Annotated in this window: 28 protein-coding genes and 2 rRNA genes (1 of these 30 running past the window's edge); 19 read left to right on the top strand and 11 right to left on the bottom strand. The window is 64.9% G+C overall.

The window, feature by feature from the left end; genetic code table 11:
* The 3 genes from TVD_RS11890 to TVD_RS11880 form a co-directional block, all read left to right on the top strand.
* Positions 1-1,729, top strand: a 23S ribosomal RNA gene (locus TVD_RS11890); it begins 1,150 nt to the left of the window's first position.
* A 111-nt stretch (positions 1,730-1,840) separates the two neighbouring features.
* Positions 1,841-1,956, top strand: a 5S ribosomal RNA gene (gene rrf / locus TVD_RS11885).
* A gap of 142 nt (positions 1,957-2,098) precedes the next feature.
* Positions 2,099-2,305: a hypothetical protein gene (locus tag TVD_RS11880; protein ID WP_018145297.1), complete on the top strand. Its 207-nt coding sequence runs from the start codon at positions 2,099-2,101 to the stop codon at positions 2,303-2,305.
* A gap of 174 nt (positions 2,306-2,479) precedes the next feature.
* Here TVD_RS11880 and TVD_RS11875 read toward each other — a convergent pair whose 3' ends face one another.
* Genes TVD_RS11875 through dapA form a run of 3 tightly spaced genes read right to left on the bottom strand, consistent with a single transcriptional unit; the run spans position 2,480 to position 5,325 of the window.
* Complete coding sequence (locus TVD_RS11875) at positions 2,480-3,250, bottom strand: MBL fold metallo-hydrolase (RefSeq protein ID WP_047251681.1); 771 nt, start codon at positions 3,248-3,250, stop codon at positions 2,480-2,482.
* A gap of 21 nt (positions 3,251-3,271) precedes the next feature.
* Positions 3,272-4,438, bottom strand: a complete 1,167-nt coding sequence (gene bamC, locus TVD_RS11870; protein ID WP_047251680.1) for an outer membrane protein assembly factor BamC — start codon at positions 4,436-4,438, stop codon at positions 3,272-3,274.
* An 8-nt stretch (positions 4,439-4,446) separates the two neighbouring features.
* On the bottom strand, positions 4,447-5,325 hold the full coding sequence (gene dapA, locus TVD_RS11865; protein ID WP_018145300.1) for a 4-hydroxy-tetrahydrodipicolinate synthase: 879 nt from the start codon (positions 5,323-5,325) through the stop codon (positions 4,447-4,449).
* Positions 5,326-5,595: 270 nt separating this feature from the next.
* Between dapA and TVD_RS11860 the strand changes: the two genes are divergently transcribed.
* The 3 genes from TVD_RS11860 (at position 5,596) to TVD_RS11850 (ending at position 8,147) form a co-directional block, all read left to right on the top strand.
* Positions 5,596-6,150 (top strand): glycine cleavage system transcriptional repressor, encoded by a 555-nt coding sequence (locus TVD_RS11860; RefSeq protein ID WP_018937257.1) that lies wholly within the window; start codon positions 5,596-5,598, stop codon positions 6,148-6,150.
* A gap of 68 nt (positions 6,151-6,218) precedes the next feature.
* The gene (locus TVD_RS11855) at positions 6,219-6,695 is read left to right on the top strand and encodes a peroxiredoxin (RefSeq protein ID WP_047251679.1); all 477 of its coding nucleotides are present in this window, start codon (positions 6,219-6,221) and stop codon (positions 6,693-6,695) included.
* 33 nt (positions 6,696-6,728) lie between these two features.
* Positions 6,729-8,147: a PhoH family protein gene (locus tag TVD_RS11850; RefSeq protein ID WP_018937255.1), complete on the top strand. Its 1,419-nt coding sequence runs from the start codon at positions 6,729-6,731 to the stop codon at positions 8,145-8,147.
* A gap of 253 nt (positions 8,148-8,400) precedes the next feature.
* Here the strand turns inward: TVD_RS11850 and queD are convergent, their stop codons facing one another.
* Genes queD through TVD_RS11830 form a run of 4 tightly spaced genes read right to left on the bottom strand, consistent with a single transcriptional unit; the run spans position 8,401 to position 11,951 of the window.
* On the bottom strand, positions 8,401-8,784 hold the full coding sequence (gene queD / locus TVD_RS11845; protein WP_018145304.1) for a 6-carboxytetrahydropterin synthase QueD: 384 nt from the start codon (positions 8,782-8,784) through the stop codon (positions 8,401-8,403).
* A gap of 41 nt (positions 8,785-8,825) precedes the next feature.
* Positions 8,826-10,727: a 1-deoxy-D-xylulose-5-phosphate synthase gene (dxs, locus tag TVD_RS11840; protein WP_047251678.1), complete on the bottom strand. Its 1,902-nt coding sequence runs from the start codon at positions 10,725-10,727 to the stop codon at positions 8,826-8,828.
* A 14-nt stretch (positions 10,728-10,741) separates the two neighbouring features.
* A complete protein-coding gene (ispA, locus tag TVD_RS11835; protein WP_019571470.1) occupies positions 10,742-11,635 on the bottom strand; it encodes a (2E,6E)-farnesyl diphosphate synthase in 894 nt (297 codons plus the stop codon).
* A 10-nt stretch (positions 11,636-11,645) separates the two neighbouring features.
* Positions 11,646-11,951: an exodeoxyribonuclease VII small subunit gene (locus tag TVD_RS11830; protein ID WP_047251677.1), complete on the bottom strand. Its 306-nt coding sequence runs from the start codon at positions 11,949-11,951 to the stop codon at positions 11,646-11,648.
* Between the two features lie 237 nt (positions 11,952-12,188).
* Between TVD_RS11830 and TVD_RS11825 the strand changes: the two genes are divergently transcribed.
* From TVD_RS11825 to TVD_RS11810, 4 genes are all read left to right on the top strand, one after another.
* The gene (locus TVD_RS11825; protein ID WP_018145308.1) at positions 12,189-12,608 is read left to right on the top strand and encodes a rubrerythrin family protein; all 420 of its coding nucleotides are present in this window, start codon (positions 12,189-12,191) and stop codon (positions 12,606-12,608) included.
* 156 nt (positions 12,609-12,764) lie between these two features.
* Positions 12,765-14,117 carry a heterodisulfide reductase-related iron-sulfur binding cluster gene (locus tag TVD_RS11820; RefSeq protein WP_018145309.1) on the top strand — a complete coding sequence of 451 codons (1,353 nt, stop codon included), beginning with the start codon at positions 12,765-12,767 and terminating at the stop codon, positions 14,115-14,117.
* Positions 14,118-14,182: 65 nt separating this feature from the next.
* A complete protein-coding gene (locus tag TVD_RS11815; protein WP_017940767.1) occupies positions 14,183-14,485 on the top strand; it encodes an encapsulin-associated ferritin-like protein in 303 nt (100 codons plus the stop codon).
* Positions 14,486-14,532: 47 nt separating this feature from the next.
* Complete coding sequence (locus TVD_RS11810) at positions 14,533-15,144, top strand: DUF3501 family protein (RefSeq protein WP_018169074.1); 612 nt, start codon at positions 14,533-14,535, stop codon at positions 15,142-15,144.
* 333 nt (positions 15,145-15,477) lie between these two features.
* On the opposite strand, the gene TVD_RS14970 is transcribed toward TVD_RS11810, so the two are convergent.
* The 4 genes from TVD_RS14970 to TVD_RS11790 form a co-directional block, all read right to left on the bottom strand.
* Positions 15,478-15,684 carry a hypothetical protein gene (locus tag TVD_RS14970; RefSeq protein ID WP_026330526.1) on the bottom strand — a complete coding sequence of 69 codons (207 nt, stop codon included), beginning with the start codon at positions 15,682-15,684 and terminating at the stop codon, positions 15,478-15,480.
* A 409-nt stretch (positions 15,685-16,093) separates the two neighbouring features.
* Positions 16,094-17,440, bottom strand: a complete 1,347-nt coding sequence (gene radA, locus TVD_RS11800; protein WP_047251676.1) for a DNA repair protein RadA — start codon at positions 17,438-17,440, stop codon at positions 16,094-16,096.
* Positions 17,440-18,726: an HlyC/CorC family transporter gene (locus TVD_RS11795; protein ID WP_047251675.1), complete on the bottom strand. Its 1,287-nt coding sequence runs from the start codon at positions 18,724-18,726 to the stop codon at positions 17,440-17,442. Before TVD_RS11795 ends, radA begins: the two co-directional genes overlap by 1 nt.
* 100 nt (positions 18,727-18,826) lie before the next feature.
* The gene (locus tag TVD_RS11790; RefSeq protein ID WP_018169176.1) at positions 18,827-19,627 is read right to left on the bottom strand and encodes a cytochrome C assembly family protein; all 801 of its coding nucleotides are present in this window, start codon (positions 19,625-19,627) and stop codon (positions 18,827-18,829) included.
* Positions 19,628-19,826: 199 nt separating this feature from the next.
* Between TVD_RS11790 and ffh the strand changes: the two genes are divergently transcribed.
* The 9 genes from ffh (at position 19,827) to soxX (TVD_RS11745) (ending at position 26,796) form a co-directional block, all read left to right on the top strand.
* Positions 19,827-21,215 (top strand): signal recognition particle protein, encoded by a 1,389-nt coding sequence (gene ffh, locus TVD_RS11785; RefSeq protein WP_018145314.1) that lies wholly within the window; start codon positions 19,827-19,829, stop codon positions 21,213-21,215.
* A 135-nt stretch (positions 21,216-21,350) separates the two neighbouring features.
* A complete protein-coding gene (rpsP, locus tag TVD_RS11780; protein ID WP_018145315.1) occupies positions 21,351-21,614 on the top strand; it encodes a 30S ribosomal protein S16 in 264 nt (87 codons plus the stop codon).
* Between the two features lie 37 nt (positions 21,615-21,651).
* Complete coding sequence (rimM, locus tag TVD_RS11775; protein WP_047251674.1) at positions 21,652-22,161, top strand: ribosome maturation factor RimM; 510 nt, start codon at positions 21,652-21,654, stop codon at positions 22,159-22,161.
* Between the two features lie 10 nt (positions 22,162-22,171).
* Positions 22,172-22,939: a tRNA (guanosine(37)-N1)-methyltransferase TrmD gene (gene trmD, locus TVD_RS11770; protein WP_047251673.1), complete on the top strand. Its 768-nt coding sequence runs from the start codon at positions 22,172-22,174 to the stop codon at positions 22,937-22,939.
* Positions 22,940-22,948: 9 nt separating this feature from the next.
* Positions 22,949-23,305, top strand: a complete 357-nt coding sequence (gene rplS, locus TVD_RS11765; protein ID WP_018145318.1) for a 50S ribosomal protein L19 — start codon at positions 22,949-22,951, stop codon at positions 23,303-23,305.
* 23 nt (positions 23,306-23,328) lie between these two features.
* Positions 23,329-23,895: a methylated-DNA--[protein]-cysteine S-methyltransferase gene (locus TVD_RS11760; protein ID WP_018169172.1), complete on the top strand. Its 567-nt coding sequence runs from the start codon at positions 23,329-23,331 to the stop codon at positions 23,893-23,895.
* Positions 23,896-24,337: 442 nt separating this feature from the next.
* Positions 24,338-25,147: a sulfur oxidation c-type cytochrome SoxA gene (gene soxA / locus TVD_RS11755; RefSeq protein ID WP_018169171.1), complete on the top strand. Its 810-nt coding sequence runs from the start codon at positions 24,338-24,340 to the stop codon at positions 25,145-25,147.
* Between the two features lie 28 nt (positions 25,148-25,175).
* Entirely contained in the window at positions 25,176-25,868 is a 693-nt protein-coding gene (soxX, locus tag TVD_RS11750) for a sulfur oxidation c-type cytochrome SoxX (RefSeq protein WP_018169170.1), read from the top strand.
* Positions 25,869-26,109: 241 nt separating this feature from the next.
* Complete coding sequence (gene soxX, locus TVD_RS11745) at positions 26,110-26,796, top strand: sulfur oxidation c-type cytochrome SoxX (RefSeq protein WP_047251672.1); 687 nt, start codon at positions 26,110-26,112, stop codon at positions 26,794-26,796.
* Positions 26,797-26,871: the final 75 nt, after the last annotated feature.

The raw sequence follows: 26,871 nt of genomic DNA, 5'->3' as shown, positions 1-26,871 counted from the left end.
CTTGCTTTGCAAGTGGTAGAGGAGCGTTCTGTAAGCCTGTGAAGGTGTGCCGAGAGGCATGCTGGAGGTATCAGAAGTGCGAATGCTGACATGAGTAACGATAAGATGGGTGAAAAACCCATCCGCCGAAAGCCCAAGGTTTCCTGCGCAACGCTAATCGGCGCAGGGTTAGTCGGCCCCTAAGGCGAGGCAGAAATGCGTAGTCGATGGGAAACAGGTTAATATTCCTGTACCGACTGTTAATGCGATGGGGGGACGGAGAAGGCTAAGTGATCCGGCAGTTGGTGCCCGGTTCAAGTATGTAGGGAGTGTCCTTAGGCAAATCCGGGGACACAATCCTGAGATACGATGACGAGCCTCCACGGAGGCGAAGTCACTGATGCCATGCTTCCAGGAAAAGCCTCTAAGCTTCAGTTAACAGTTGACCGTACCCCAAACCGACACAGGTGGGCAGGGTGAGAATCCCAAGGCGCTTGAGAGAACTCGGGTGAAGGAACTAGGCAAAATGGTACCGTAACTTCGGGAGAAGGTACGCCTCGGCTGGTGATGGGACTTGCTCCCTGAGCTGGCCGAGGTCGCAGAGACCAGGCCGCTGCGACTGTTTATTAAAAACACAGCACTCTGCAAACTCGAAAGAGGACGTATAGGGTGTGACGCCTGCCCGGTGCCGGAAGGTTAATTGATGGGGTTATCTTCGGAGAAGCTCTTGATCGAAGCCCCGGTAAACGGCGGCCGTAACTATAACGGTCCTAAGGTAGCGAAATTCCTTGTCGGGTAAGTTCCGACCTGCACGAATGGCGTAACGATGGCGGCGCTGTCTCCACCCGAGACTCAGTGAAATTGAAATCGCAGTGAAGATGCTGTGTACCCGCGGCTAGACGGAAAGACCCCGTGAACCTTTACTACAGCTTCACACTGAACTTTGAACTTGTTTGTGTAGGATAGGTGGGAGGCTTTGAAACCGGGACGCCAGTCTCGGCGGAGCCAACCTTGAAATACCACCCTGGCAATTTTGGAGTTCTAACCCAGGCCTGTTATCCAGGTCGGGGACCGTGTGTGGTGGGTAGTTTGACTGGGGCGGTCTCCTCCCAAAGAGTAACGGAGGAGTGCGAAGGTACCCTCAGCGCGGTCGGAAATCGCGCGACGAGTGCAAAGGCATAAGGGTGCTTAACTGCGAGACAGACACGTCGAGCAGGTGCGAAAGCAGGTCTTAGTGATCCGGTGGTTCTGTATGGAAGGGCCATCGCTCAACGGATAAAAGGTACTCCGGGGATAACAGGCTGATACTGCCCAAGAGTCCATATCGACGGCAGTGTTTGGCACCTCGATGTCGGCTCATCACATCCTGGGGCTGAAGCAGGTCCCAAGGGTATGGCTGTTCGCCATTTAAAGTGGTACGCGAGCTGGGTTTAGAACGTCGTGAGACAGTTCGGTCCCTATCTGCCGTGGGCGTCGGAGATTTGACAGGATCTGTCCTTAGTACGAGAGGACCGGGATGGACGCACCTCTGGTGTTCCGGTTGTCACGCCAGTGGCATTGCCGGGTAGCTAAGTGCGGAAGGGATAACCGCTGAAAGCATCTAAGCGGGAAACCCACCTGAAGATGATATCTCCCTGGGCCCTCGAGGTCCCTGTAGGGCCGTTGAAGACTACAACGTTGATAGGCTGGGTGTTGAAGCGCGGTAACGCGTGTAGCTAACCAGTACTAATTGCCCGTGAGGCTTGACCATATAACACCCAAAGTGTTGGTGGTCTCGTTTGACACATCGCTACGTACACAAGCCTAGAATGCATTCCGAATTTAGATGACGTGGAACAGTCCGCGTGGTCTAGCCAGTTTGTCTGGCGGCAATAGCGAGTAGGAACCACCCGATCCCATCCCGAACTCGGAAGTGAAACTGCTCTGCGCCGATGGTAGTGTGGGGTCTCCCCATGTGAGAGTAGGTCACCGCCAGGCATTAATCCGAAGCCCGGTCCCCTTGTTGGGGGCCGGGCTTTTTTTATGCGTGTTAGTCAGGCACCGTGTGCGGGCGGTGAAGTCTGCTGCTGCGGCCCTTGGCCGGTTTGAAAGGGACGCAGGTGCCGAGACGGAGGCTGGGATGAGACAGAAGCGGACGGACGGAGGGTTGGTCCTGGTCGGGCTGGTCCTGCTCGGAATTGGACTCTATGCGATTTTCGGCGGACAGTTGGCTTTCACGCCCATTGCGCCGCGGGAGGGTTCCGGGTTTGGCGGGCCGGTGGCAACAGTCATTGGCGTGGCCTTCGTGATCGGGGGCCTGTATTTCCTTCGGGAGTCGCGCCGCTGATCACACTGGGCTTGGGACCACGTTGGAGAGCCGGCCGTGGTTTCCGACCCCAGCCCCAGCGTCAGGTGGCCGGAGGAGGGCTGCGCCGTGTGGGTTGATTGGCGCAGCCCTTCGACATGCGGCCGCGGCCGGGCGGACGTGACCGGGGGCCCGGCGTTGGACCGGTAGTTGGAGTCAGGCTTGAGCGGTGGTTCGCCACGTGAAGCCGTAGTCCTGGGTTGCGATCTCGGGATCGGATGGTGAGGAGCCAAGGCCCTCGGCGAGCGCCTGGCGTGCAAGCGTCTCGTGGTTGTTGTCACTCGACAGGTGCATACCGATCACATGGCGTAGCCTGGATCGATCGATGCGATGGAGAAGATCGGTTGCCGCGTGATTCGGTAGGTGGCCGTAACCGCCCGCAATACGTCGCTTGAGCGATGCCGGGTACCGCCCGGCGGCGAGCATGGCAGGGTCGTGGTTGCATTCCAGTAGCAGGGCTTCGGCTGCATTGGCCACCTCGATCATGTGCGGGGAGATGTGGCCGGCATCCGTCATCAGGACCAGTCGGTGATCGCCGTCGGAAAACGCGAACTGGATGGGTTCGCGGGAGTCGTGCGGCACCGTGTACGGTTGCACCCAGGCGTCGTCGATCTCCAGCGGTGCATCCGCCTGGATCTCCTGGATGTGAGCAAAACCGGTGTCGCGGGCGGCCAATCGGGTGCCGGGGCTGGTAAATACGGTGAGGCCGTAACGCCGGGATAGCGGCGCGGTGGCGCCGATGTGGTCGGCGTGCTCATGGGTCACCAGGACGGCCGTCAGGTCCTGCGGGGTCAGGTCGACCCGGGACAGGCGGCGTTCCAGCTCCTGCATCGAGAATCCGCAATCCACCAGCAGGCGGGTGGCACCGATCTCGACCACCAGGGCGTTGCCGGAACTCCCGCTGCCCAGGGAGCAGAAGCGGATCATGGTGGCTGGGCTCGCCGCGTTCTAGCGAAGGATCTGCTGCTCGATCTGCTCCAGTACGAACTCGGCGTCGCGGCGGCCAAGGGGCTCGCCATCGATGTCGCGCGCCTCGATTCGCAGATCGCCGTCGCCGATGTCGGTCAGGCGAATCTGATAACGCTCGTTCTCGCGACGATCACCGCCGCGCCCGAAGATCCGACTGAAGAAGCCGCCGCGTTCGCTCTCGCCGACCATGTCGGGGCGATAGGTCACCTCGAAGGTGCCCGTATTGCGGTCTTGCTCGTCCACCAGGAGGCCGGCGCGATCCAGGTAGGTGCCCATCTGCGACCACATGCGGTCGAAGTCGCTGCCCGTCACCAGTACCGGCTGGCCTTCGTGTTCCGTCTGGTGCAGCTCGGTCGGACGGTCGCCAATGGTCTCGGCTATCCGGGTGCCGCCCTCGGGGGTCTCGCCCGTGGCGAGGTAGACACGCAGGCGATTAAGCATTTCGGCTTCGAGTTCGGGATCGGACGGGCGCATGGCCCAGCGCCAGGTCTCGCCCTCGGGTTCTTCGGTGGCCCTTCGGTGCGAGATGTAGATGGCTGAGCGGCCATTGTCGCGTTCGACACGCAGCCGGTATTGGTCGCGCGTGTTGGCGTCGTACACGTTACCCAGCGCACGGGCGAAGATGTTCTGTGTGCCCCGCAGCGGAATCCCGGCGCGGTCTTCGGCCCATTCGGTCTCCATGACGCCGACCTGAGGTTCGTTGCGCTCCAGGCGCAGGTTCTGACTGTCCCAGAATGCGGTCAGGCGATCCCAGAGATCCTCCGGGGCCACCTCGACACTCAGCCAGCGGACGCTGCCTTCGCGCATCAGCTGGATCTCGGTCGATTCCGGAAGGACCCGGGCATCGCTGCGGACCGGCGCGGTTGCCCCGGTGGGCTGGCGCTGCTGCTGGCGGGCCGCGGAGTCTTGCTGCATCTCGCGGGCGCTGATCCGTTCGCCCGGGGCGTCCGGAATACGGTAGGCGCGTTCGCTGTCGGGCGCGATCAGGTCCGGTGGGACCTCGAGGTTGTCCATCTGCCGACTCATTTCGTACTCGGGGCCGGACTGGCGGTCGCCGGAGGTCGAGCACCCGGCGATGGCCAGGCCCGTAGCCAGGGCCAGGGCGGTGCGGGTCGCGTGACGGTGGAGCTTGGCAGACTGTTTCATGTCGGGGATCAGACCTCTATGCCGGCCTGGCGCATCGCGTCCAGGACCGGCGCATGGAAGGGTTCGGACAACGGAGTCAGAGGCAGGCGGATGCCTTCCTCCATGAGGCCCATGCGTTGCAGCGCCCATTTGACCGGAATCGGGTTGGCCTCGAGGAACAGGGCTGAATGCAGCCCGTCCAACTGGCGATTGATCTCGCGCGCCTCGTCGGGGCGGCCTTCGCGCACGGCGCGGCACATGGCGGCCATCAGTTGCGGTGCGACGTTGGCGGTGACAGAGATAACCCCGTGGCCGCCCGCGAGCAGAAAGGCCAGCCCGTTGCCGTCATCCCCACTGTAGAGGTCCAAGCGGTTGCCGACACGGGCGACCAGCTCGGCGGTGCGTTCGTTACTGGCCGAGGCTTCCTTGATCCCGATGATGTTCGGGATGTCGGCCAGACGCTCCACCGTCTCCGGTAACAGATCGACTGCCGTGCGGCCAGGCACGTTGTACAGGATCTGCGGGATGTCCACCGCTTCCGCAATGGCCTTGTGGTGCAGGTAAAGGCCTTCCTGGGTCGGCTTGTTGTAGTAGGGGGAGACCAGCAGGCAGGCATCCGCGCCGCCTTCCTTGGCGCAGCGGGTCAGGGCGATGGCCTCGCGCGTGGAGTTCGCGCCGGTACCCGCGATCACCGGCAGGCGCCCCGCGACGGTCTTCACCGTGTGGGCGATGGCCTCGCAGTGCTCGTCGAAATCGAGGGTCGCGGATTCGCCGGTGGTGCCGACGGCAACAATGGCATCGGTGCCGGCCTCGATGTGGAATTCCAGGAGCCGATCCAGGGCCGGCCAGTCCAGGCTGCCGTCCGCGTGCATCGGGGTCGCCAGTGCGACCATGCTGCCTTGAAACATCGACTCCTCCAACAACGGTAATGGTGCAGTCTAACGGGCGGGTGACAGGGCATTCAAGATTCCTTCGGCCGGGTGTTCGCCGCACCTCGTCTTTCGTGCACCCGGTCGCCTCCCCTGGCGGGGAGAGACGCGGATCAAGTCGCCCGGCTGCGTTGGCGCCGCCGGGGCAAGGTGGTATGTTGCGAGCCATCATGCCTGTCGCCGCTTTCACGCAGAGAACCCCCGGGTGCTTGCCCGCCCCTTGCCTCGCGCGCAGCCGGCGGGTGCCGCATGGCTGAGGTGGTTGGCGCGGGCACCCACACCCACCTGATCCTCAACCTGATCGGGCCCGATCAGCCCGGTCTGGTGTCCAGCGTGACCCGGGTGATCGCCGACACCGGCTGCAATCTCGAATCCAGTCGCATCACGGTCGTGGGTGGCTACTGCTGCATGGCGCTTAGCGCCAGCGGCAACTGGAAGACCCTGGGTACTCTGGAGTCCCGCCTGCAGCGCCTGGAGGCGGAGATGGGGCTGGTCGTGGTGGCCCGTCGCGGCCCGCTGGAGGAACGCCCCGAGGCCGCCATGCCCTATGCCGTGGACGCAGTAGCCCTGGACACCCCGGGCCTGCTGAATGCCCTGGCCGATTTCTTTACCAGCCGTGGGGTAAACCTGCGCGACGTTCAGACCCGGGTATACATCGCCCAGCAGACCGGGGCGCGCATGTTTGCGGCCAATATGGTCGTGGATATCCCCGCAGGGCAGCACCTGGCCAGCCTGCGCGGCGAGTTCATGGATTTCTGTGACGAACTGAACGTGGACGGCGTGCTGGACCCGATCAAGGCCTGAACCGGCCCGGCTCGCGTGGCGTCCGCGGTCTTACGCTTTGAGACCCTCTACTCAAGGAGCAACGCCTGATGAGCATCGCAATCGACCAGCGGGTACCCGAGAACCTGCGTGTGCCGGCGACCGGCGACCAGACCCTGGGACCGGCCGACTTCAAGGGCCGCATCGTGGTCCTGTATTTTTACCCCAAGGACAGTACCCCCGGCTGCACCAACGAGAGCCGCGACTTTGCTGCCAACCAGGCCGCCTTTGACGCCGCCGGTGCAGTGATCCTCGGTGTCTCGCGCGACAGCGTGAAGAGCCACGAGAACTTCCGCGCCAAGCAGGAGTTGCCCTTCGATCTGTTGAGCGATGGCGACGAGACCCTGTGCGACGCCTTCGATGTCATCAAGATGAAGAACATGTACGGCAAGCAGGTGCGTGGTATCGAGCGCTCCACGTTCGTGATCGATGCCGATGGCGTGTTGCGCAAGGAGTGGCGCAAAGTGAAGGTGCCGGGCCATGTGGACGAGGTCCTCGCCGCGGTGCGCGAACTCGCAGGGAGCTGAGTCCCTCTTCCCCCACTTCGCCCCGGAGGTGTCATGAACGCGACCGCCCAGGATCCGAAACGCCTGCTCGTCCTGGACACCAATGTCCTGATGCACGACCCCACGGCGCTGTTCCGCTTCAAGGAACACGACATCTTCCTGCCCATGGTCGTACTCGAGGAGCTCGACCGTGGCAAGAAGGGGGTTTCCGAAGTCGCGCGCAACGTACGCCAGGTCTCGCGCTTCATTGACGAGCTCACCACCGGCGCCCAGCACGAGCAGATCGCCGCCGGGTTGCCGCTTCAGGCGGATTCGCTCAGCGAGTCGACGTTCGCGCCCACCGGGCGCCTGTTCTTTCAGACCCGCAACCTGTCCTCCAGCCTGCCGGCCTCGCTGCCGGGCACCTCGGCCGACAATGACATCCTCGCCACTGCCCAGGCGCTGAAGACCGAGTATCCCGACACCCCGGTGACGCTGGTATCCAAGGACATCAACCTGCGCATCAAGGCCACGGTGATCGGCCTGCACGCGGAGGACTACTACAACGATCAGGTGCTGGACGACGTCAGCCTGCTGTTCTCCGGCATGACCGAACTGCCAGCGGACTTCTGGGAGACCCACGGTGCCAAGATGGACTCCTGGCAGGAGTCCGGCCGCACCTACTATCGCGTGACCGGCCCGCTGGTGGCCGAGTGGCAGCCCAACCAGTTCGTCTACCGTGAGGGCGAGAACCCGCTGTCCGCGATCGTGCTGGAGATCGACCAGCCGAACGAATCCGCGGTAATCGAGCTGGTCGACGACTACATGACCCCGCGCCACAGCGTCTGGGGCATCAACGCCCGCAATCGCGAGCAGAACTACGCCCTGAACCTGCTGATGGACCCGGAGGTGGACTTCGTCTCCCTGCTGGGGGCCGCCGGCACCGGCAAGACCCTGCTGACCCTGGCCGCCGGGCTCGCGCAGACGCTGGAGGACAACACCTACAAGGAGATCATCATGACCCGGGTCACGGTCCCGGTGGGCGAGGATATCGGCTTCCTGCCCGGGACCGAAGAGGAAAAGATGACCCCGTGGATGGGAGCGCTGATGGACAACCTCGAGGTGCTGGCCAAGTCCGAGGGCGCCGGGGACTGGGGGCGCATGGCCACCAACGACGTGCTGACCAGCCGCATCAAGATCCGCTCGCTGAACTTCATGCGCGGGCGTACCTTCCTCAACCGCTACATCATCCTTGACGAGGCGCAGAACCTGACCTCCAAGCAGATGAAGACCCTGATCACTCGTGCCGGACCGGGGACCAAGGTGGTCGCGCTGGGGAATATCGCGCAGATCGACACCCCGTACCTGACCGAGACTTCCAGCGGACTGACCTATGTGGTGGACCGGTTCCGCAACTGGACCCACAGCGGCCACATCACGCTGACACGCGGGGAGCGCTCACGGCTGGCGGACTACGCCTCGAATCACTTGTAGTCGGCGAGTAAGGCACGCGCAGGCCTAATAGCGGAGCGGGCACCTGGCACCGTCATTGCGAGGTCCCACAGCGGCCGGACTTTGGTTATCGCGCGCAGCGTCATCGCGAGGAGCGAAGCGACGTGGCGACCTCCTGAAGCTGGCAACGAGCCGGGATCTGGTGGTTCCGGATGGAGGTTGCCGCGTCGCCTTCGGCTCCTCGCAATGACGGTGCGTGTGGCGGGGCGCGGGGGTTGCTGGAGCGAGTGGGGCGTCAGCCGTCTTCGCTGTAGCGCACGCAGGCGCGGTCGGTCTCCCACAGGGTCAGCGCGTGCATGCGCAGGCCCGGGCGGTTCAGGCGTCCGGCCATTTCCCGGTAGAACCACTGGGCAATGTTCTCGGCCGTGGGGTTGACCGTGTCGAACGGCGGGACGTCGTTCAGGTAGCGGTGATCCAGCTGCCCGGCGATCTCGCGCGCGGCGGTCTTGACCACCTTGAAGTCCACCGCCATGCCGGAATCGTCCAGGGTCTCGGCCTGGACCTCGGCCTCCACCTTCCAGTTGTGCCCGTGCATGTTCGCGCACTGCCCCGGGTAATCGCGCAGGGTATGCGCGGAGGCAAAGTCGGTCAGGACGCGAAGGGTGTAACGGGCACTCATGATCGTTTTCCGGGCGAGCGGCCATGGCGGCCGGGTTTTGATTAGCCCGCGAAGCCTATCCGGCTGCCGTCGTCCGCGCAATTCTCCAGCCCGAAGGCGTGGCGAATCGCGGCCAGTACGCCGGCCGTGTCGAGGCCGCAATCGGCGAGGATCTGCTCGCGCGAGCCATGCTCGGTGAAGGCATCCGGGATGCCCAGTACCTGGCAGGGCCGGGTCAGCCCTTCGGCCGAGAGCCACTCCAGTACTGCGCTGCCGGCACCACCGGCGCGCGCATGATCCTCGAGCGTCACGAAGCCCTGGTGGCTGGCGGCCAGTTGCGCCAGCAGATCCGTATCCAGGGGCTTGATGAAGCGCATGTTGACCACGGTGGCATCCAGCGCCTCGCCGGCCGCCAGGGCGGTCTCCAGCAGCGCGCCGAAGCTGAGGATGGCCAGACCCCGGCCCTCGCGCACGACCTCGGCGCGCCCGACCGGCAATGTTTCCAGATCCTCGCTGTCGCCCTCCGGCAGTTCGCCGGGCCCGCCACCGCGCGGATAGCGCACCGCCGCCGGGCCGTCGTGGGCGAAGCCGGTGGACAGCATCTGGCGACACTCGCGCTCGTTGGCGGGTGCCATCAGCAGCAGGTTGGGGACCGTGCGCAGCAGGGCCGTGTCGAAGGTGCCGGCATGGGTCGGGCCATCGGCGCCGACGATTCCGGCGCGATCCACGGCGAACAGCACCGGCAGGTTCTGCAGTGCGACGTCGTGGATCACCTGATCCATGGCGCGCTGCAGGAAGGTCGAGTAGATCGCAACCACGGGCTTCTGGCCCTCGCAGGCCATGCCCGCGGCCAGGGTGACGGCATGCTGCTCGGCGATCCCGACGTCGAAATAGCGCTGCGGGAATTGTTCGGAGAACGCGACCAGGCCGGAACCCTCGCGCATGGCCGGGGTGATACCCAGCAGGCGATTGTCGGCCGTGGCCTGGTCGCACAGCCACTGGCTGAAGATGTCGGTGTAGGTTGGGGACTTCGGGGCGGACGGGGCGAGGCCGTTTTCCGGCTCGAACTTGGACACGCCATGGTAGCGGCAGGGGTCTTCCTCCGCCGGTGCATAGCCCTGGCCCTTGCGGGTAACCACGTGCAGCAGTTGCGGCCCGTGGGTGCCGCGCAGGTTCTTCAGGATCGAGACCAGCCCGTTCACGTCGTGGCCGTCCACCGGGCCGAAGTAGCGAAAGCCCAGTTCCTCGAACAGCGTACCGGGCACGAACATGCCCTTCATGTGTTCCTCGGCGCGCTGGGCAAAGGCCTTCATCGGCGGGACGAACTCCAGCATGCGCTTGGAGCCCTCGCGCATCGAGCTGTATAGCGGGCCGGACAGCAGTCGGGTGAAGTACTGATTGAGTGCGCCGACATTGGGCGAGATCGACATATCGTTGTCGTTCAGGATCACCAGCAGGTTGCAGTCGAGATCGCCGATGTGGTTCAGCGCCTCGAAGGCCATGCCCGCGGTCATCGCGCCGTCGCCGATCACCGCCACGTGGCGCCGGTCCAGCCCGGCGTGCTTCGCGGCCAGGGCCATGCCGGCGGCAGCGCTGATGGAGGTGCTGGAGTGCCCCGCCCCGAAGGCGTCGTATTCGCTCTCCGCGCGCTTGGGGAAGCCGGCCAGGCCCCCGTACTGGCGCAGACGGGCCATGTCGGCCCGGCGTCCGGTCAGGATCTTGTGGGCGTAGGCCTGATGGCCGACGTCCCAGACGATGCGGTCGTCGGGGGTGTTGAACGCGTAGTGCAGCGCGATCGCGAGTTCCACCGTGCCGAGGTTGGCAGCGAGATGGCCGCCGGTGCGCGAGACGCTTTCGATCAGGAATTGACGCAGTTCGTCGGCCACCCCGGTGAGGTCCGAGGCCGGGCGTTCCCGCAGGTCGGCGGGCCATTCGATTGCATCCAGCAGGGGTGTGGGGGTCATCTAGGCGGGCCGGTTCAATTCATGCGATCGACGATGTACCGCGCCAGGAAGCGAAGCAAGTCCGCCTCCTGACCGAAGGGTTGCAGCTCGGTCAGTGCCTCGTCGACCAGAGCCACCGCCCGCTCGCGCGAGGCCTCCAGGCCCTGCAGCGAGGGGAAGGTGGGCTTGTGCAGGCGGGCATCCGCGCCACAGGCCTTGCCCAGGATCTCGGGGTCGCCTTCCACGTCGAGGACGTCGTCACGGATCTGGAAGGCCAGGCCGATGCATTCGGCGTAGCGTGTCAGGCGCTCCAGGGCGTCGGGGTCGGGCGTGCCGGCCAGCGCCCCCAGCCGCACCGAGGCGCGGATCAGGGCGCCGGTCTTCAGCCGGTGCATGCGTTCCAGTTCCGGCAGGTCGATGGGCTGGCCGCAGGCCCCGAGGTCGATCGCCTGGCCGCCCGCCATGCCGTGCAGGCCGGCGGCGCGTGCGAGCTCGCGCACCGCGTTCAGCCCGGTCGGCGCGGGCAATTCCGCGACGCCATCGGTCAGGATGTCGAAGGCCAGGGCCTGCAAGGCATCCCCGGCGAGGATGGCGGTCGCCTCGTCGAAGGCCTTGTGGCAGGTCGGGCGGCCGCGACGCAGGTCGTCATCGTCCATCGCCGGAAGGTCATCGTGGATCAGTGAATAGACGTGGATCATCTCCACCGCTGCGGCCATCGCATCCAGCGCCGGTTCCGGGGCGCCGGTCGTGCGCCCGGCCGCGTAGACCAGGACCGGGCGCAGGCGCTTGCCGCCGGAAAGCGTGGCGTAGCGCATCGCCTCGATCAGGCGGGCGTCGGGGGCGCCGCCCGTGCCCAGGTGGCGGTCGAGGACGGCCTCGATGCGATGCTGGTATTCGTTCAGGGCCTGCTCGGGGTCGGTGGCGGTCAATGGCGGCTCGCTAGAACGGGACATCGGGGTCCGTCGTATCGTGCGGCTCCGGTGTCCGGGGAACATGGGTGCTTGCGTGATGGTCATTCTGGGCAGCGGTGGCGGAAGGTGCTTCCTGGGCCAGTGCCTCGATCCGGCGCTGGGCATCGTCGAGCGCCAGCTGGCAGCGGTTGACCAGTTCCATGCCACGCTGGAATTCGCCCAGCGACTGCTCCAGGCCGAGCTCGCCGGACTCCATCCGGGCGACCAGGGCCTCCAGGGCCTCCAGGCTGGCTTCGAATTCCGCCGGGCTGTCGGCGCTGGGCGAATCGGTCATGATGGATTACCGGGTCGAAAAGGTGAGAAAGTATCCGATCCGCTGCGGCGAGGAAAGGCGTGGCACACGGCAGCCCTTGTTTATGGCGCCACCGCCCCCATAATCCGGAAGGCTTCCGGTTGACACTGAACCGGGTGCCGACTAGAGTTTTCGTACGGTTTAGACCGAGTCTAAACGCCCGTCTGCACAGGCATTCCTGTGGTTGTGTAGAACTTATCCAGAAAGAAGGAGAGCACCATGGACCTGAAAGGCAGCAAGACCGAAGAAGCCCTGAAAGAGGCCTTTGCCGGCGAATCGATGGCCAACCGCCGTTACCTGTACTTCGCTTCCAAGGCCGACGTGGAAGGCTACAACGACGTCGCCACCGTGTTCCGTTCCACCGCGGAAGGTGAAACCGGCCACGCCCACGGTCACCTCGAGTACCTCGAGAGCTGCGGCGATCCGGCCACCGGCCTGGAGTTCGGCCCCACCTCCGCCAACCTGAAGACCGCCGTCGCCGGTGAGACCCACGAGTACACCGACATGTACCCGGGCATGGCCAAGACCGCCCGCGACGAAGGCTTCGACGAAGTCGCCGACTGGTTCGAAACCCTCGCCAAGGCGGAGCGTTCCCACGCCAACCGCTTCCAGAAGGCGCTGGACCAGCTGGACGACTGATCGTCTCGCAGTGCTGGAAGTACACGGGGCCGGTCCGCCGGCCCCGTTTTCCGGGAGATACGGAACAGCCTGTGGCGTGGCTGAATGCAGTTCACCTCGCATGCTGTTCCGTGTTTCCCTCGAAGCATCGTACTGATACGGACACCGGAGGGATGCATGTCTGCGCCGACGCACCAACGTGAAGGAAGTCTCGAAGCCCCGACCCGTCATCCGCTGGACTGGAAGAACCCGGAGTTCTACAACGAGGAATCGCTGTTCAGCGAACTGGAACGGGTCTTTGATATCTGCCACGGCTGCCGTCGTTGCGTAAGCCTGTGCAACTCCTTCCCCACCCTGTTCGACCTGGTCGACGAATCCGAGACCCTGGAGGTCGACGGGGTCGACAAGAAGGATTACTGGCAGGTCGTCGATCACTGTTACCTGTGTGATCTGTGCTACCTGACCAAGTGCCCCTATGTGCCGCCGCACGAATGGAATGTGGACTTCCCGCACCTGATGCTTCGGGCCAAGGCCTTCCGTTTCCAGAACGAGGGCGCCAAGACCTCGCACAAGCTGATGTCCAGCACGGACATGGTCGGCAAGCTGGCGGGCATCCCGGTGGTGGCCGGCGCGGTCAATGCCGCGAACAAGAACGGCGCGGTGCGCAAGATGCTGGACAAGACCATGGGCGTGCACCCGGACGCCCCGGTCCCCGAGTACCACTCCAGCAAGGGCCGCTCGCGTGTTGCCAAGACCGCGAAGGGTGTCAGCAACCCCGAGCCGGCCGGTGCCACCCAGGGCAAGGTCGCCCTCTACGCGACCTGCTACGGCAACTACAACGAGCCGCATCTGGTCGAGGACCTGGTCAAGGTCTTCGAGCACAACGGTATCGAGGTCACCCTGGTCGAGAAGGAACAGTGCTGCGGCATGCCCAAGCTGGAGCTGGGCGACCTGAAGTCGGTAGAGGCCTCCAAGGACGCCAACATCCCGGCAATGAAGCGCATGATCGACCAGGGCTATGACATCGTGGCCCCGGTGCCGTCCTGCGTGCTGATGTTCAAGCAGGAACTTCCGCTGATGTTCCCGGACGACGCCGATGTGATCGCGGTGCGCGACCGCATCTTCGACCCGTTCGAGTACCTGATGGAGCGGCACAAGGACGGCAAGCTGAATACCGATTTCCCCGAGAAGCTTGGCAAGATCGCCTACCACGCGGCCTGCCACCTGCGGGTGCAGAACATGGGGCTGAAGACCCGTGATCTGCTCAAACTGGTGCCGGAGACCGAGATCGACGTGATCGAGCGCTGCTCCGGACACGACGGCACCTACGGGGTGAAAAGCGAATTCTACGAGACGGCATCCAAGATCTGCCGTCCGGTGGTCAGCCGCGTGCAGAAGGCCGAGTCCGACCACTACTCGAGCGATTGCCCGATGGCCGGCCACATGATCGAGAACGGGCTGCAGGGCAAGGGCGAGGACAAGGCGCCCGAGCATCCGCTAACCCTTCTGCGCCAGGCGTATGGCCTGTAAGGCTGCCGGGCGGTATATCAGGATCAGCAAGGGCGTGAACGAACGCCCGCGAACGGAGAGAACCCATGGCGAGTGACAGCTACCACGAACCGGTCGAGGAACTGAGCGACGAGTCGCGCGAGATGCATCGCGCGATCGTCTCGTTGATGGAAGAACTCGAGGCGGTGGACTGGTACCAGCAGCGCATCGACGGCTGCAAGGACGAAGAGCTCAAGGCGATCCTTGCGCACAACCGCGACGAGGAGATCGAGCACGCCGCGATGGTGCTGGAGTGGATCCGTCGGCATAACCCGGTGTTCGATCACGAACTGAAAGACAACCTCTGGTCCGACAAGGACTACACGAAGACGGGGCATCACGATCACTGAGGTGTGCTGATCCTGACGGACCCGTCCGGCGCGAAGGAGGTATCGAGATGAAGATGGAGGCAAGTGTGGACAAGCTGAGTCGTGAAGACCTGTATTCGCTGGAGAAGTACCACGAGATGCGGCCCCAGTTCCGCGCCGAGGTGATGCAGCACAAACGCAATCGCGTCGTGCAGGTGGGCCCGGCCGTGAGCCTGCACTTCGAGGATCGCAAGACGATGCAGTACCAGATCCAGGAGATGCTGCGGGTCGAGAAGATCTTCGACGCCGAGGGCATCCAGGAAGAGCTGGATTCCTACAACCCCTTGATCCCGGACGGCTCCAACTGGAAGGCGACCATGATGGTCGAGTATCCGGACGTGGATGAGCGCAAGGTGCAGCTGTCCAAGCTGATCGGGATCGAGCGCAAGACTTATGTGCAGGTCGAAGGGCATGACAAGGTCTACCCGATCGCGAACGAGGACCTCGAGCGCGAGACGGACGACAAGACCTCGTCAGTGCACTTCCTGCGCTTCGAGTTGACGCCGGAGATGGTCGCGGCGGCGAAGTCGGGTGCGGCCATTGCCATGGGTGTGGAGCACGAGAACTACAACCACCGGCTGGACGCGGTCGCCGAAGGCACCCGCGAGTCGCTTGCCGCCGATCTCGACGCCATCAACTAACGCCGCGCGCTCCCGCGCATCGCAAAGGCGCCTCCGGGCGCCTTTTTTGTGCCTCCGTGTTGCCGGCGAACAGGCTGACCGTGGCCCGAAATCCGGTGTTTACATGCCTTCGCCCAGCCGCCTGCCCTGTTGTGGCTAGGCCGGGTTCGTCATCTGGTGTTTACGGTGCGTTCGTCTGGCCGCCTGCCACGCGCTCTCTCGCGAGCGCACCGCGAGGTCCTTTCTTGCTTGTCCAAGAAAGGACCCAAAGAAGGACACCCGGATTCCGCCCGGGAACCTTGCTCCAGGGCCCTCGGGCCGGCGGCGCTGAACTCGCTGCGCCTGCGGCTCCGCTCAGACATCCAGCGCCTTCTCCCGGCCCGAGAACCCTTCCGCAAGGGGCTCCATACGGGAGGCGAAGGTCAAAACCGACCGCATCCCGACGCTTCCGCCTAACCATAGGCATCGCCGCTCGAAAGCCCCCGGCGCCCGCCGCGCGGGCGCGGCACGCAACGGCCAAAGGCCGAGCGTGCCGAAGATGTCCGAAGACCTAGCCATCATCCACTGGCAACAACGTCGGGAAAGCTGTTGTTTTGACCTACCTCCCCGTTGTCGTCGCGCCGAGTGGAGAGGCTTTTCGCGGGAGAAAAGGCGCTGGATGTCTGAGCGAAGCGCAGCGTAGCGAGTTCAGCGCCGCCCGCGAAAAGCCTCGGAGCGAGGGAAACCCCGGCCCGCGCAGCGGGCTGGGGTCGCGGCAGTCGGGCGTGTTTCTTGGGTACTTCTTTGCACGAGCAAAGAAGTACCTCGCGGTGCGCTCGCGAGAGAGCGCCTGGCAGGCGGTGGACCGGAGCCACCGTAAACACCGGACGATGAACCATGGCCAGCCACAACAAGGCAGGCGGCCGGTCGAAAGTACGTAAACACCGAGCGATGAACCTGGCCCGACCTGGGCGCGCGGCAGGAGACGACGCTACAGGGCGTCGAGGACTTCGGAGAGGCGCGCGACGGGAATGACTTCCATCCCCTTGATCGGCTTGCGTGGGGCGTTGGCGGCCGGCGCGATGGCGCGGGTGTAGCCATGCTTGGCCGCCTCGCGCAGGCGTTCCTCGCCGTTCGGGACCGGGCGGATCTCGCCGGCCAGGCCGACCTCGCCGAACGCCAGCAGCTCCTGCGGCAGGGCGCGATCACGGAAGCTGGAGAGCGCGGCCGCCAGCATCGGCAGGTCGGCGGCAGTCTCTGTTACGCGCACGCCGCCCACCACGTTGATGAACACGTCCTGGTCGAACAGGGCCACGCCGCCGTGGCGATGCAGCACGGCCAGGAGCATGGTCAGGCGGTTCTGCTCCAGCCCTACGGTGATCCGCCGCGGCTGCGAGGCATGGCTCTCGGCGACCAGCGCCTGCACCTCGACCAGCAACGGGCGCGTGCCCTCGCGGGTAACCATGACGACGCTGCCGGGCACCGGCCCCTGGTGACGTGACAGGAAGATCGCGGACGGGTTGGAGACGGCCTTCAAGCCGTTCTCCAGCATGGCGAACACGCCCAGCTCGTTCACCGCGCCGAAGCGGTTCTTCACCGCGCGCAGCATGCGATAGCGCCCGTCCGGGTCGCCCTCGAAATAGAGCACCGTATCGACCATGTGCTCCAGCACGCGTGGCCCGGCGAGCTGGCCGTCCTTGGTCACGTGCCCGACCAGGATCACGGTGATACCGCGCTGCTTGGCCATGCGCACCAGGGCCGCGGCGCTTTCGCGCACCTGGCCGACCGAGCCGGGGGCGGACTGCAGCGCAGCGGTGTAGAGCGTCTGGATGGAGTCGATTACCAGTACGCGCGGGCGCTCGCGTTCGCAGGTGGCGATCACGTTCTCGACCTGGGTCTCGGTCAGCAGGCGCAGCCCGTCGACCTCCAGGCCCAGGCGCCGGGCGCGCATGCCGATCTGTTGGGCCGATTCCTCGCCGGTCACGTAGAGCGTGTCGCCGATGGGCAGCATGGCCAGGGTCTGCAGCAGCAGCGTGGACTTGCCGATGCCCGGGTCGCCGCCCAGCAGCACCACTGACCCGTGGACCAGGCCGCCCCCCAGGGCGCGATCCAGCTCCGATAACCCGGTGCTGGTGCGCGGTACCTCGGCCAGCTCGACTTCGCCCAGACGGGTAATGCCGGCGACCGCGCCGGCGTACCCGCCGCGCGGGCCTGCGCTGGCCGCCGGAGCGGCCTCCTCCAGGGTGTTCCAGGCGCCGCAGTCGCCGCACTGGCCGGCCCACTTGGGGCTGATCGCGCCGCAGGACTGGCATACGTACTGGGTCTTGCTCTTTGCCATCAGGGGGCCTTCTGCGGTGGGGCTTCCGGCAGGTCGGGCGCGACCACGCGCACGGTGCGGATGGTGTTGTTCTTGATCTGGGCAATGTCCATCACCACGCCGTTGATCTTCACGCTTACGGGCGCTTCGGGGATGCTTTCCAGGTGTTCGACGATCAGGCCGCTGAGGGTCTTCGGGCCATCCTGTGGCAGGTCCAGGCCCAGGGCCCGGTTCAGTTCACGCAGGTGAATGCCGCCGTCGACCATGACCGAGCCGTCGTCCTGACGCAGGAGGTCGTCGCTCATCGCCGGGGAGTCGGTGGTGAACTCGCCGACGATCTCCTCCAGCAGGTCCTCCAGCGTGATCAGCCCCTCGATATCGCCGTACTCGTCCACCACCAGGCCGATCCGCTTCTTCTGTTGCTGGAAGTTGATCAGCTGGCGGTTGAGCGCCGTACCTTCGGGAATGAAGTAGGGCGGGGTCAGGACCTGACGCAGGTCGTCGGGGCCGAACGCGTCACGCTCGACCAGTGGCAGGACGTCGCGGCGATGGACGAAGCCGACGATGTGGTCCAGCTCGCCCTCCACCACCGGCAGGCGGGTGAAGCTGCCGTGGATCAGTTGGTCCTCGACCTCGTTCCAGGGTTCGTTCAGGTCAATCACCACAATCTCGTTGCGCGGGATCATGATGTCCTCGACCGTGGTGCGCTCCAGATCCAGCAGGTTCAGCAGCATGCGCTGGTGGTTGGCCGGGATCAGCGCGCCGGCCTCGGAGACCACGCTGCGGAGTTCATCGGTGTTCAGTGCGGCGCGCTGGCCGGCATTCATATGGACGCCGAACAGGCGCAGCACGCCGTTCGCCATCAGGTTGATCATCCAGACCACCGGCCACATCACCTTGATCAGTCCAGAGTAGACCCAGGCGGCGGGGTAGGCCACGCGTTCGCTGTGCAGCGCGGCGAGGGTCTTCGGTGCGGTCTCGGCGAAGATCAGCAGGGTCAGGGTCAGCACGCCGGTGGCGATGGCCACGCCGGTATCGCCGAACAGGCGCCACCCGATGAAGGTGGCGATCTGCGCGATCATGATGTTGACGAAATTATTGCCCAGCAGGATCAGTCCGATCAGTCGATCCGGTTTCTCCAGCAGCCGCGCGGCGCGCTGGGCACCGCGATGGCCGGTCTGCGCGCGGTGGCGCATGCGATAGCGGTTCAACGCCATCAACGCCGTCTCCGAGCCGGAGAAGAACGCCGACAGCAGGAACAGCACCACCAGGGCGCCGAACAGGACGTACAGCGGGATCTCTTGCAAGGGTGCGGCCTGCGGTCAGGGGTGGGCGGACGGGCGGGGCTGCATGCTCGGGATCATTTCAGGCAAGGCCCGCGGGGGTGTCAAGCCGTGGTTACCGCGTTCAGATGCGTCCGAGGATGACTTCCAGCACCAGCTTGGAGCCGAAATAGGCCAGCACCAGCACGACAAAGCCGCCGGTGGTCCAGGCCAGTGCGCGGGTGCCGCGCCAGCCGAGACGCCAGCGGCCAATCAGCAGGGTGGAGAAGATCAGCCAGGCCAGGATCGACAGTGTGGTCTTGTGGACCAGGTGCTGGGCAAACAGGTTGTCCACGAACAGCAACCCGGACAGCAGGCTGAGCCCGAGGAACAGCCAGCCGATGAAGATCATCCGGAACAGCCACACCTCCATCGAGAACAACGGCGGCAGGGCGCGCACGAAGCCCGAGGCGTGATGGTTGTGCAGGGCCCGGTGCTGGGCGGCCATCACCGCCGCCTGTGCGGTGGACAGCGCGAGGAATGCCCAGCCCAGCGCGGAGAACAGGATGTGCAGATCGATCCCGGCCGAGGTGGTATAGCGCGTATCGCCGTCACACAGGAGAGCGGTGAGGGCGGCCAGCGCGGTCAGCGGCAGGATCACGACCCCGAGGATGGCCAGGGGATGGCGCCAGCTCGTCAGCCACAGCAGTGCGGCCACCAGCCACAGCGAGGCCGACAGCGCATTGCCCAGGCACAGGTTGAGTCCCGTATCGGTCAGCACCATCGGCAGCAATGCGCCCAGGTGGGCGAGCAGCGCGAGCCCCCACAGGGCCAGGGGGCCCCGCGGCTGGCCCTGTGTCAGCGGCTGCCGGCGGGCGGTGACAACCAGGTAGCCCGCGGTGACGAGATACAGCGCGACGGCGAGGAGTCCGATGGCAATGATCATGACGCCGGATTATCGCCGCTCCGCGGGCGGATTGCACATGGTGGCGGCCGTTCCGGCGCCAGTTAGGGTGCCCCGCTGTGATCTCTCGACCGGTTGCCCGGCGGTGGGCCTGCATCCCGGAGCGCGAGAGCGGTATACTGTGCGGTCCCGTGGTCGGTGGATGTGCGCCGACCGCCGCTGATTCAGACGAGGACGCGTGATGTTCGACGGCCTTTCCAGCCGCCTGCAGGAGACCATGAAGCGCCTGAAGGGTCAGGCGCGGCTCACGGAGGATAATGTCCAGGAGGCCATGCGCGAGGTGCGCATGGCGCTGCTGGAGGCCGACGTGGCCCTGCCGGTGGTGCGCGAGTTCATCAAGGACGTCAAGGAAAAGGCGCTGGGCAAGGAGGTCATCGGCAGCCTGACCCCCGGCCAGGCCCTGATCAAGGTCGTCCATGACGAACTGATCGCGACCATGGGTGGCGAGAATGCCACGCTGAACCTGGCGCAGCAGCCGCCCGCCGTGGTGCTGGTGGCCGGCCTCCAGGGCGCCGGCAAGACCACCAGTATCGGCAAGCTCGCGCGCCTGTTGCGCGAGCGCGAGAAGAAAAAGGTCGCAGTGGTCAGCTGTGACGTCTATCGCCCGGCGGCAATCCAGCAGTTGGAAACCCTGGCCGGCCAGGTCGAAGTCACGTTCTATCCCAGCGACACCAGCCAGAAGCCCGAGGCGATCGCCAGGGATGCGGTCGCCCGCGCCCGCCGCGAGGGCATCGAGGTCCTGCTGGTGGATACCGCGGGCCGCCTGCATGTCGACGAGGACATGATGGCCGAGGTCCAGGCCCTGCATCAGGCGATCGACCCGATCGAGACCCTGTTCGTGGTCGATTCCATGACCGGGCAGGATGCGGCGAACACCGCACGCGCCTTCGGCGAGGCGCTGCCGCTGACCGGCGTGGTGCTGACCAAGGCGGACGGCGATGCCCGTGGGGGGGCGGCTCTCTCGGTGCGCCAGATCACCGGCGTGCCGATCAAGTTCATTGGCATGGGCGAACGCCCGGATGCCCTGGAGCCGTTCCACCCCGAGCGCATCGCCTCGCGCATCCTCGGCAAGGGTGACGTGCTGTCGCTGGTCGAGGAGGCCAGTCGCCAGGTCGACCAGGATCAGGCCGAGAAGCTGACCCGCAAGTTGAAGAAGGGGCGCGGCTTCGACCTGAACGACCTGCGTGATCAGCTGGGCCAGATGCAGAAGATGGGCGGCATGAGCTCCATGCTCGAGAAGCTCCCCGGCGGCGGCAAGCTGCCGGATGCGGTGAAGAATCAGGCCAACGACAAGGAGATCGGTCGCATGATGGCGGTGATCTCGTCGATGACCGAGCGCGAGCGCCGTCACCCGGAGGTGATCAAGGGCTCGCGCAAGCGCCGTATTGCCGCTGGTTCCGGCACCCAGATTCAGGATGTGAATCGTCTGCTCAAGCAACACACCCAAATGAGCAAGGCGATGAAGAAATTCTCCAAGGGCGGCGCATCGAAGATGATGCGGGCCCTGGGGAGCAAGATGGGCGGCATGGGGGGCATGGGTGGCCCCGGCGGCGGGATGCCGTTTCGCTAGCAGAAACTACCTAAAGCACGTGCGAGCGGCGGCCTGGCGCACAAGGGAGACCTGAGCTCTCCCTTGTGTTGTCGGTCGAATTCGTTATAATCGCGCGTTTTCTCGAGAAAACGGACTCACGGGGTTCAACACTACATGGTTACGATTCGCCTGCTACGCCGCGGCGCCAAGAAGCGCCCGTTTTATTCGATCGTGGTTACCGATTCCCGCGCTCGTCGCGATAGCGGCTACAAGGAGCAGATCGGTTTCTTCAACCCGGTGGCCCGCGGTCAGGAAGAACCGCTGCGCATCGATCTGGAGCGCGTGGACCACTGGCTGGGTCACGGCGCCGGCATGTCCGAGCGTGTGAATCACCTGGTCAAGGGTTACCGCAAGCAGCAGCAGTCCGCGGCGGCCTGAGGGCGCCCGGCCGTTGTACTGACGCTTGGCTGCGGTCATGAATGAGGCGGATGATCGTATCCGCGTCGGGCGTGTGTCCGGGGTCTATGGCGTCAAGGGTTGGGTGCGGGTCTTTTCCGAGACTGCGCCGCGCGCCGCGATTACCGAATTCCCGCAGCTGTGGATGCAGCACGGGAGTGATTGGCGCCTGGTTGAAGTCGAGGGCGGCCGCGGCCATGGCCAGGGCGTCGTGATGAAGTTTCACGAAGCCGCGGATCGCGATGGGGCGCACCGGTTGATTGGTGCCGAACTCGCGATCGAGCGCGCCTGGTTGCCACCGGCCGAGGATGGCGCCTACTACTGGGCCGATCTTCTGGGCATGGCGGTCGAGAACAACGACGGCGCGGTGTTGGGAACCATCTCGGGTTTTATCGAGACCGGTGCCAACGACGTGCTGGTAGTCCAGGGGGATCGGGAACGCCTGATCCCCTGGGTTCGCGACCAGTACGTGCTGGACGTGGATCTGGAGGCCCGCCGCGTGCGGGTCGACTGGGACCCGGAATTCTGAAGCGGCGCGGATGCGTTTCGACGTCATCTCGCTGTTTCCGGAGCTGGTCGCAGCGGTTGGCGAATCCGGAGTGACCGGGCGGGCCGTGGAGCGCGGTCAGCTGGAACTGAGGTACTGGAATCCGCGTGCCTGGGGCGCCGGTGTTCACCAGGCAGTGGACGACCGGCCATATGGCGGGGGTCCCGGCATGGTGATGCAATACGCGCCGCTGGCGTCCGCGCTGAATGCGGCGCGGGCGGATGCCGAAGCCACGCCGTACGTGATCGCACTGACCCCGCAGGGGCAGCCGATCCGGCAGGCGATGCTGCGTGAACTGGCCGGGCGGCCGCGGGTCGCCCTGGTCTGCGGGCGCTACGAGGGTATCGACGAGCGCTTTATCGAGGCGCAGGTCGACGCAGAGTGGTCGCTGGGCGACTTCGTGCTCTCGGGCGGCGAACTTGCGGCGATGGCGGTGATCGATGGCTGTGCCCGCCTGCTACCGGGGGTTCTGGGGCATGCGGACTCGGCCGAGCAGGACTCGTTCAGTGCGGGGCTTCTGGATTGCCCGCACTACACGCGCCCGGAGACGGTCGCCGGACGTACCGTGCCGCCGGTCCTGAGGGGGGGCGATCATGGCGCGATCCGGCGCTGGCGCCGCCGCGAGGCACTGGGCAGGACCTGGACCCGGCGGCCGGACCTGCTGGCCCGGCTGGAACTCGGGGCCGAAGATGCGGCCCTGTTGGACGAATACCGTGCGAGTGGCCATACCGGCGGCTCGCGCACCGAAAGCGATGATTGAGGTCGAGCAATGAATAACGTCATTCAGGAACTGGAAGCCGAGCAGATGAAGTCGGATGTGCCCGCCTTCGGGCCCGGCGATACCTTGGTGGTGCAGGTCAAGGTTCGCGAAGGCGACCGCGAGCGTCTGCAGGCCTTCGAGGGCGCGGTGATCGCCGTGCGCAACCGCGGCCTCAACTCCGCCTTCACCCTGCGCAAGGTCTCCTACGGCAACGGCGTGGAGCGTACCTTTCAGACCCACAGCCCGCAGATCGCCGAGATCAAGGTGAAGCGCCGCGGCAAGGTGCGTCGTTCCAAGCTGTACTACCTGCGCGACCGGACCGGCAAGGCCGCCCGCATCAAGGAAGACGTCAAGGCCGCGAAGTAACGCGACCGGACGGGGTTCGGCGTATGGCCGAATCCCTGCCACCCCTGGCGTTTAACCATTCGATGTCGGCAGGTCCGATGACCCGCAGCCAGCGCTGCCTCCTCCCCGGAGTCGCGCTGGCTTTTGTGTGGCTGGAATCCGCCGATGGCGAAGTCCTGGCCTGCGACTGGCAGGATCCGGGCGATCCCGAGGACCTGGTGCCGTTGGTGGATATCCCGAGCGCGGATCTCCAGGCGCCGCGCTTTGACCCGGAACGCTACGGTCGTGACGCCACGGCCTGGCGCCCGACGTCGGCTGTACCCCCCGGCAGCGCCCATGCGCGCCGGGTGTGGGCCGCCTTGTCGGAGATCCCGGTGGGCGAGGTGCGCACTTACTCCGAGATCGCGACCCGCGTGGGTTCTGCGCCCCGTGCGGTGGGGCAGGCCTGTCGTGCCAACCCCTGGCCCTTGTTCATCCCCTGCCACCGCGTGGTGTCCTCGCGTTTTCGTACCTCCAGCGATGTCGGCGGTTACGCCGGCGATCAGGTTGGCGAGCTGGCCCAGGTGAAACGCCTGCTGCTGGTCCATGAGGGTGTTTTGGGTCGCGATTGACCCCGCGGCCGCTAGTTCGCAGCTCGCCGATCCCTCCCCATACTCGTACCTGCGTCGGGTGCTTTTCTCATTCTGGCCCGCTATTCCGTGGAGGCCGCGTTAGCCCGCCGTTCTCGGGCTGGTGATGGCCCCCGGGTATTCGCCCGCGGCATCAGGTGTTTGTCGCTCGGGGCGCGCCTGAACGGCGCCTGAAAAAAACTCTGGAAAGGCGGGAATAATAAAGGGGTAATCATCGTCTGCCCCTTGGTGTTGATCCCCAAGAATCGTTGCAAAACAGACTTTTAGGAAACGCTAATATAGTCTTTTGTGTTGACAGCGCGGACTCGGGTTCAGCACTCTGCTACACAGGTCCGGGCCAGATCAGTCCCGGGCTCAATCGAAAAAAACCCGTGTGATGGAGGTTTCCATGTTCAAGAAAGCATTGCTTGCGTTGCCCGTAGCAATGGCTGTTGGGGCTGCGGCTCAGGCCGGCGAATGGCAAGACCCCAATGATGTCCTGCAGAACCTGCTGCAGAACAACCCCGATTCCGCCTACCTGCATCAGAGTGAAATGAACATCATGATGATGCCGGACAACCCGGCCCTGTGGCTGGTCGAGGAAGGCGAGGACCTGTTTTACGCCCAGCGCGGCCCGAACAATGTCTCCCTGGAAGGCTGCGACTTCGGCAAGGGGCCGGGCGAGCTGGACGGCGCCTATGTCGAGCTGCCGCGCTACTTCGAAGACACCGGCAAGGTGATGGACTTCGAAATGCGCCTGGTGCACTGCATGAAGGAACTGCAGGGCTTCACCAGCGATGACGCCGCTGTAGGCCAGCGTCACGGCAACGGCTCCGACATCATGAAGCTGACCACCTACATCGCCCACCAGTCCTCCGGCATGGCGTGGAATCCGCCGCTGGATCACCCGGAAGAGCAGGCCATGCGCGATGCGGGCGAGAAGCTGTTCTTCCGCCGCGGTGGCGCGATGGACTTCAACTGCGCCAGCTGCCATGGCGATTCCGGCAAGCAGATCCGTGCCTCCGTGCTGCCCGAGATGCGCAATGGGCAGGAATGGACCAAGGCTGTTTCCTGGCCCGCCCACCGCGCCGGCCACGACAACGTGCGTAGCCAGAACCACCGTATCCGTGGTTGCGTGTGGCAGATGCGTCACGCAGGTATCAAGCACGATACCCCGGTCAACACCGCCCTGATCTCGTTCTGGAACGACGCGGCGCGTGGCGAACCGGCCATCCTGCCTGACCTGAAGCGGTAATCTACGGACGCAATAGGAGACACCAAGTATGTTTAAAAAGAATGCTGTTGCGGCCGGCATGGCCGCGTTCGCATCCGTCGCCCTCGCCGCTGGTTGCGCCGTTGCCGATGGAAGCAAGGGTTCGGATGTCGACATCACCGCGATGAGCGCTGACGAGCTGGCCGAGCATCTCATCTTCGAAACGGACAGCTTCCGTGACCAGGAGATGCAGGAAGGCGGTTCCTGGCGTGATCGCATGACCCAGGACGAGCTGCAGAAGGCCTGCTCCATGGAAGGCGATCCGGATGGCGAAACCGCCGGCCGCGTCGTGGCCATGGCGCGTGCCGGCTACGAACGTCCGGAAGGCGGCGTGGAGCTGGGTGACTGGCGCAAGGGTGCCGAACTGGCGAACTCCGGTTATGGCTACCGCCAGGGTCACAACACGGACAACCACGGTCAGCGCGAGGCGGGTGGCAACTGCTACAACTGCCACGTGTTCGACCCGCGGGTTTCCGAGCAGGGGACCATCGGCCCGAGCCTGCAGAACTACGGTGCCAACCGTGGTACCAGCGAAGCGGTGCTGAATTATGTGCACGAGGTGATTTCCAATCCTCACCAGTACTTCCCGTGCACCCAGATGCCGCGGTTCAACTCCGACCGTCACCAGCTCCTGAGCGACGAGCAGATCAGCCATATCATGGCTTACCTGCTGGATCCGGAGTCGCCGGTCAACAACCAGTAAGCCACACGCTGGTTCTAGGGCAGCCTTCCGGGGCTGCCCTTTTTTGGAACCACCGCGGGAGGGCTCGCGGTGGTTTTTCCTGACGGACCCGCGCATGGGTCTATCTACTTTGCGGCCATGGGCCGTTGATCCGGGACCTGTTCTCCATCGGGCCTGGAGGCAGCCGGGCCTACGCCTGGAAGACGCAGGCACGATGATCGGCAAGAAGCGGCAATAGCCGACGCAAGAGGAGACATCAGGGATGCTTAGGAACAAGACAGTTGGGGCGGGCTTGGCCGTTCTGGCGTCCACGGTGCTGATCGCGGGTTGCGATGGCTGGATGGGCGAGACCAGTGGCGAAGTCGACATTACGGCGATGAGCGCCGACGAATTGGCAGATTACCTCGTGCTCGAAACGGACAGTTATCGTTTCGAGCAGGAGGCACAGGAAGGTGGGTCGGCCCGTGATCGCATGGTGCAGGATGGCATTCAGGCCGCCTGTTCGATCGATGGCGATCCGGATTCCGGGACCGCAGGCGAGGTGATCGCCATGGCCCGCGAAAGCTACGAGGCGCCGCCGGGTGGTCCGCGCCTGGGCAACTGGCGCCGTGGCGCCGAGTTGGCGCGCTCCGGGTATGGCTACCGTATCGGTCATCGAAACGATGACCATGGTACCCGCGAGGCAGGCGGTAACTGTTACGCCTGCCATCAGATGGATCCGGCCGAGGAGCTTTACGGCACCCTGGGCCCGAGCCTGGCCGGGTATGGGGCCACCCGCGGTAATGACAGTTCGGTGGTGAATTACGTGCACCAGGTGGTGTCCAACCCCCACCAGTACTTCCCGTGCACCAAGATGCCGCGGTTCGGGCGCAACAACTTCCTCAGCGAGGAACAGATCGCGCACGTCATGGCGTATCTTCTGGATCCGGACTCGCCGGTCAACCAGTAAGCCGTTCACACGGTCGAGGGCGGTCCTTCCGGGCTGCCCTTCTTGAGCCACCGCGGGTACCCTCGCGGTGGCTTT

Origin of the sequence: Thioalkalivibrio versutus, from assembly GCF_001020955.1 — a bacterium.
GTDB classification, from domain to species: Bacteria; Pseudomonadota; Gammaproteobacteria; order Ectothiorhodospirales; family Ectothiorhodospiraceae; genus Thioalkalivibrio; species Thioalkalivibrio versutus.
The sequence above is the reverse complement of the archived record's forward strand: the minus strand, read 5'-3'. Positions and strand labels throughout refer to the sequence as shown.

What these genes read in the sequence shown, in the direction of transcription:
- TVD_RS11880 (WP_018145297.1), top strand. Translation starts at nt 2,099, where the DNA reads ATGAGACAGAAGCGGACGGACGGAGGGTTGGTCCTGGTCGGGCTGGTC.
- TVD_RS11875 (WP_047251681.1), bottom strand. Translation starts at nt 3,250, where the DNA reads ATGATCCGCTTCTGCTCCCTGGGCAGCGGGAGTTCCGGCAACGCCCTG.
- bamC (WP_047251680.1), bottom strand. Translation starts at nt 4,438, where the DNA reads ATGAAACAGTCTGCCAAGCTCCACCGTCACGCGACCCGCACCGCCCTG.
- dapA (WP_018145300.1), bottom strand. Translation starts at nt 5,325, where the DNA reads ATGTTTCAAGGCAGCATGGTCGCACTGGCGACCCCGATGCACGCGGAC.
- TVD_RS11860 (WP_018937257.1), top strand. Translation starts at nt 5,596, where the DNA reads ATGGCTGAGGTGGTTGGCGCGGGCACCCACACCCACCTGATCCTCAAC.
- TVD_RS11855 (WP_047251679.1), top strand. Translation starts at nt 6,219, where the DNA reads ATGAGCATCGCAATCGACCAGCGGGTACCCGAGAACCTGCGTGTGCCG.
- TVD_RS11850 (WP_018937255.1), top strand. Translation starts at nt 6,729, where the DNA reads ATGAACGCGACCGCCCAGGATCCGAAACGCCTGCTCGTCCTGGACACC.
- queD (WP_018145304.1), bottom strand. Translation starts at nt 8,784, where the DNA reads ATGAGTGCCCGTTACACCCTTCGCGTCCTGACCGACTTTGCCTCCGCG.
- dxs (WP_047251678.1), bottom strand. Translation starts at nt 10,727, where the DNA reads ATGACCCCCACACCCCTGCTGGATGCAATCGAATGGCCCGCCGACCTG.
- TVD_RS11830 (WP_047251677.1), bottom strand. Translation starts at nt 11,951, where the DNA reads ATGACCGATTCGCCCAGCGCCGACAGCCCGGCGGAATTCGAAGCCAGC.
- TVD_RS11825 (WP_018145308.1), top strand. Translation starts at nt 12,189, where the DNA reads ATGGACCTGAAAGGCAGCAAGACCGAAGAAGCCCTGAAAGAGGCCTTT.
- TVD_RS11820 (WP_018145309.1), top strand. Translation starts at nt 12,765, where the DNA reads ATGTCTGCGCCGACGCACCAACGTGAAGGAAGTCTCGAAGCCCCGACC.
- TVD_RS11815 (WP_017940767.1), top strand. Translation starts at nt 14,183, where the DNA reads ATGGCGAGTGACAGCTACCACGAACCGGTCGAGGAACTGAGCGACGAG.
- TVD_RS11810 (WP_018169074.1), top strand. Translation starts at nt 14,533, where the DNA reads ATGAAGATGGAGGCAAGTGTGGACAAGCTGAGTCGTGAAGACCTGTAT.
- TVD_RS14970 (WP_026330526.1), bottom strand. Translation starts at nt 15,684, where the DNA reads ATGATGGCTAGGTCTTCGGACATCTTCGGCACGCTCGGCCTTTGGCCG.
- radA (WP_047251676.1), bottom strand. Translation starts at nt 17,440, where the DNA reads ATGGCAAAGAGCAAGACCCAGTACGTATGCCAGTCCTGCGGCGCGATC.
- TVD_RS11790 (WP_018169176.1), bottom strand. Translation starts at nt 19,627, where the DNA reads ATGATCATTGCCATCGGACTCCTCGCCGTCGCGCTGTATCTCGTCACC.
- ffh (WP_018145314.1), top strand. Translation starts at nt 19,827, where the DNA reads ATGTTCGACGGCCTTTCCAGCCGCCTGCAGGAGACCATGAAGCGCCTG.
- rpsP (WP_018145315.1), top strand. Translation starts at nt 21,351, where the DNA reads ATGGTTACGATTCGCCTGCTACGCCGCGGCGCCAAGAAGCGCCCGTTT.
- rimM (WP_047251674.1), top strand. Translation starts at nt 21,652, where the DNA reads ATGAATGAGGCGGATGATCGTATCCGCGTCGGGCGTGTGTCCGGGGTC.
- trmD (WP_047251673.1), top strand. Translation starts at nt 22,172, where the DNA reads ATGCGTTTCGACGTCATCTCGCTGTTTCCGGAGCTGGTCGCAGCGGTT.
- rplS (WP_018145318.1), top strand. Translation starts at nt 22,949, where the DNA reads ATGAATAACGTCATTCAGGAACTGGAAGCCGAGCAGATGAAGTCGGAT.
- TVD_RS11760 (WP_018169172.1), top strand. Translation starts at nt 23,329, where the DNA reads ATGGCCGAATCCCTGCCACCCCTGGCGTTTAACCATTCGATGTCGGCA.
- soxA (WP_018169171.1), top strand. Translation starts at nt 24,338, where the DNA reads ATGGCTGTTGGGGCTGCGGCTCAGGCCGGCGAATGGCAAGACCCCAAT.
- soxX (WP_018169170.1), top strand. Translation starts at nt 25,176, where the DNA reads ATGTTTAAAAAGAATGCTGTTGCGGCCGGCATGGCCGCGTTCGCATCC.
- soxX (WP_047251672.1), top strand. Translation starts at nt 26,110, where the DNA reads ATGCTTAGGAACAAGACAGTTGGGGCGGGCTTGGCCGTTCTGGCGTCC.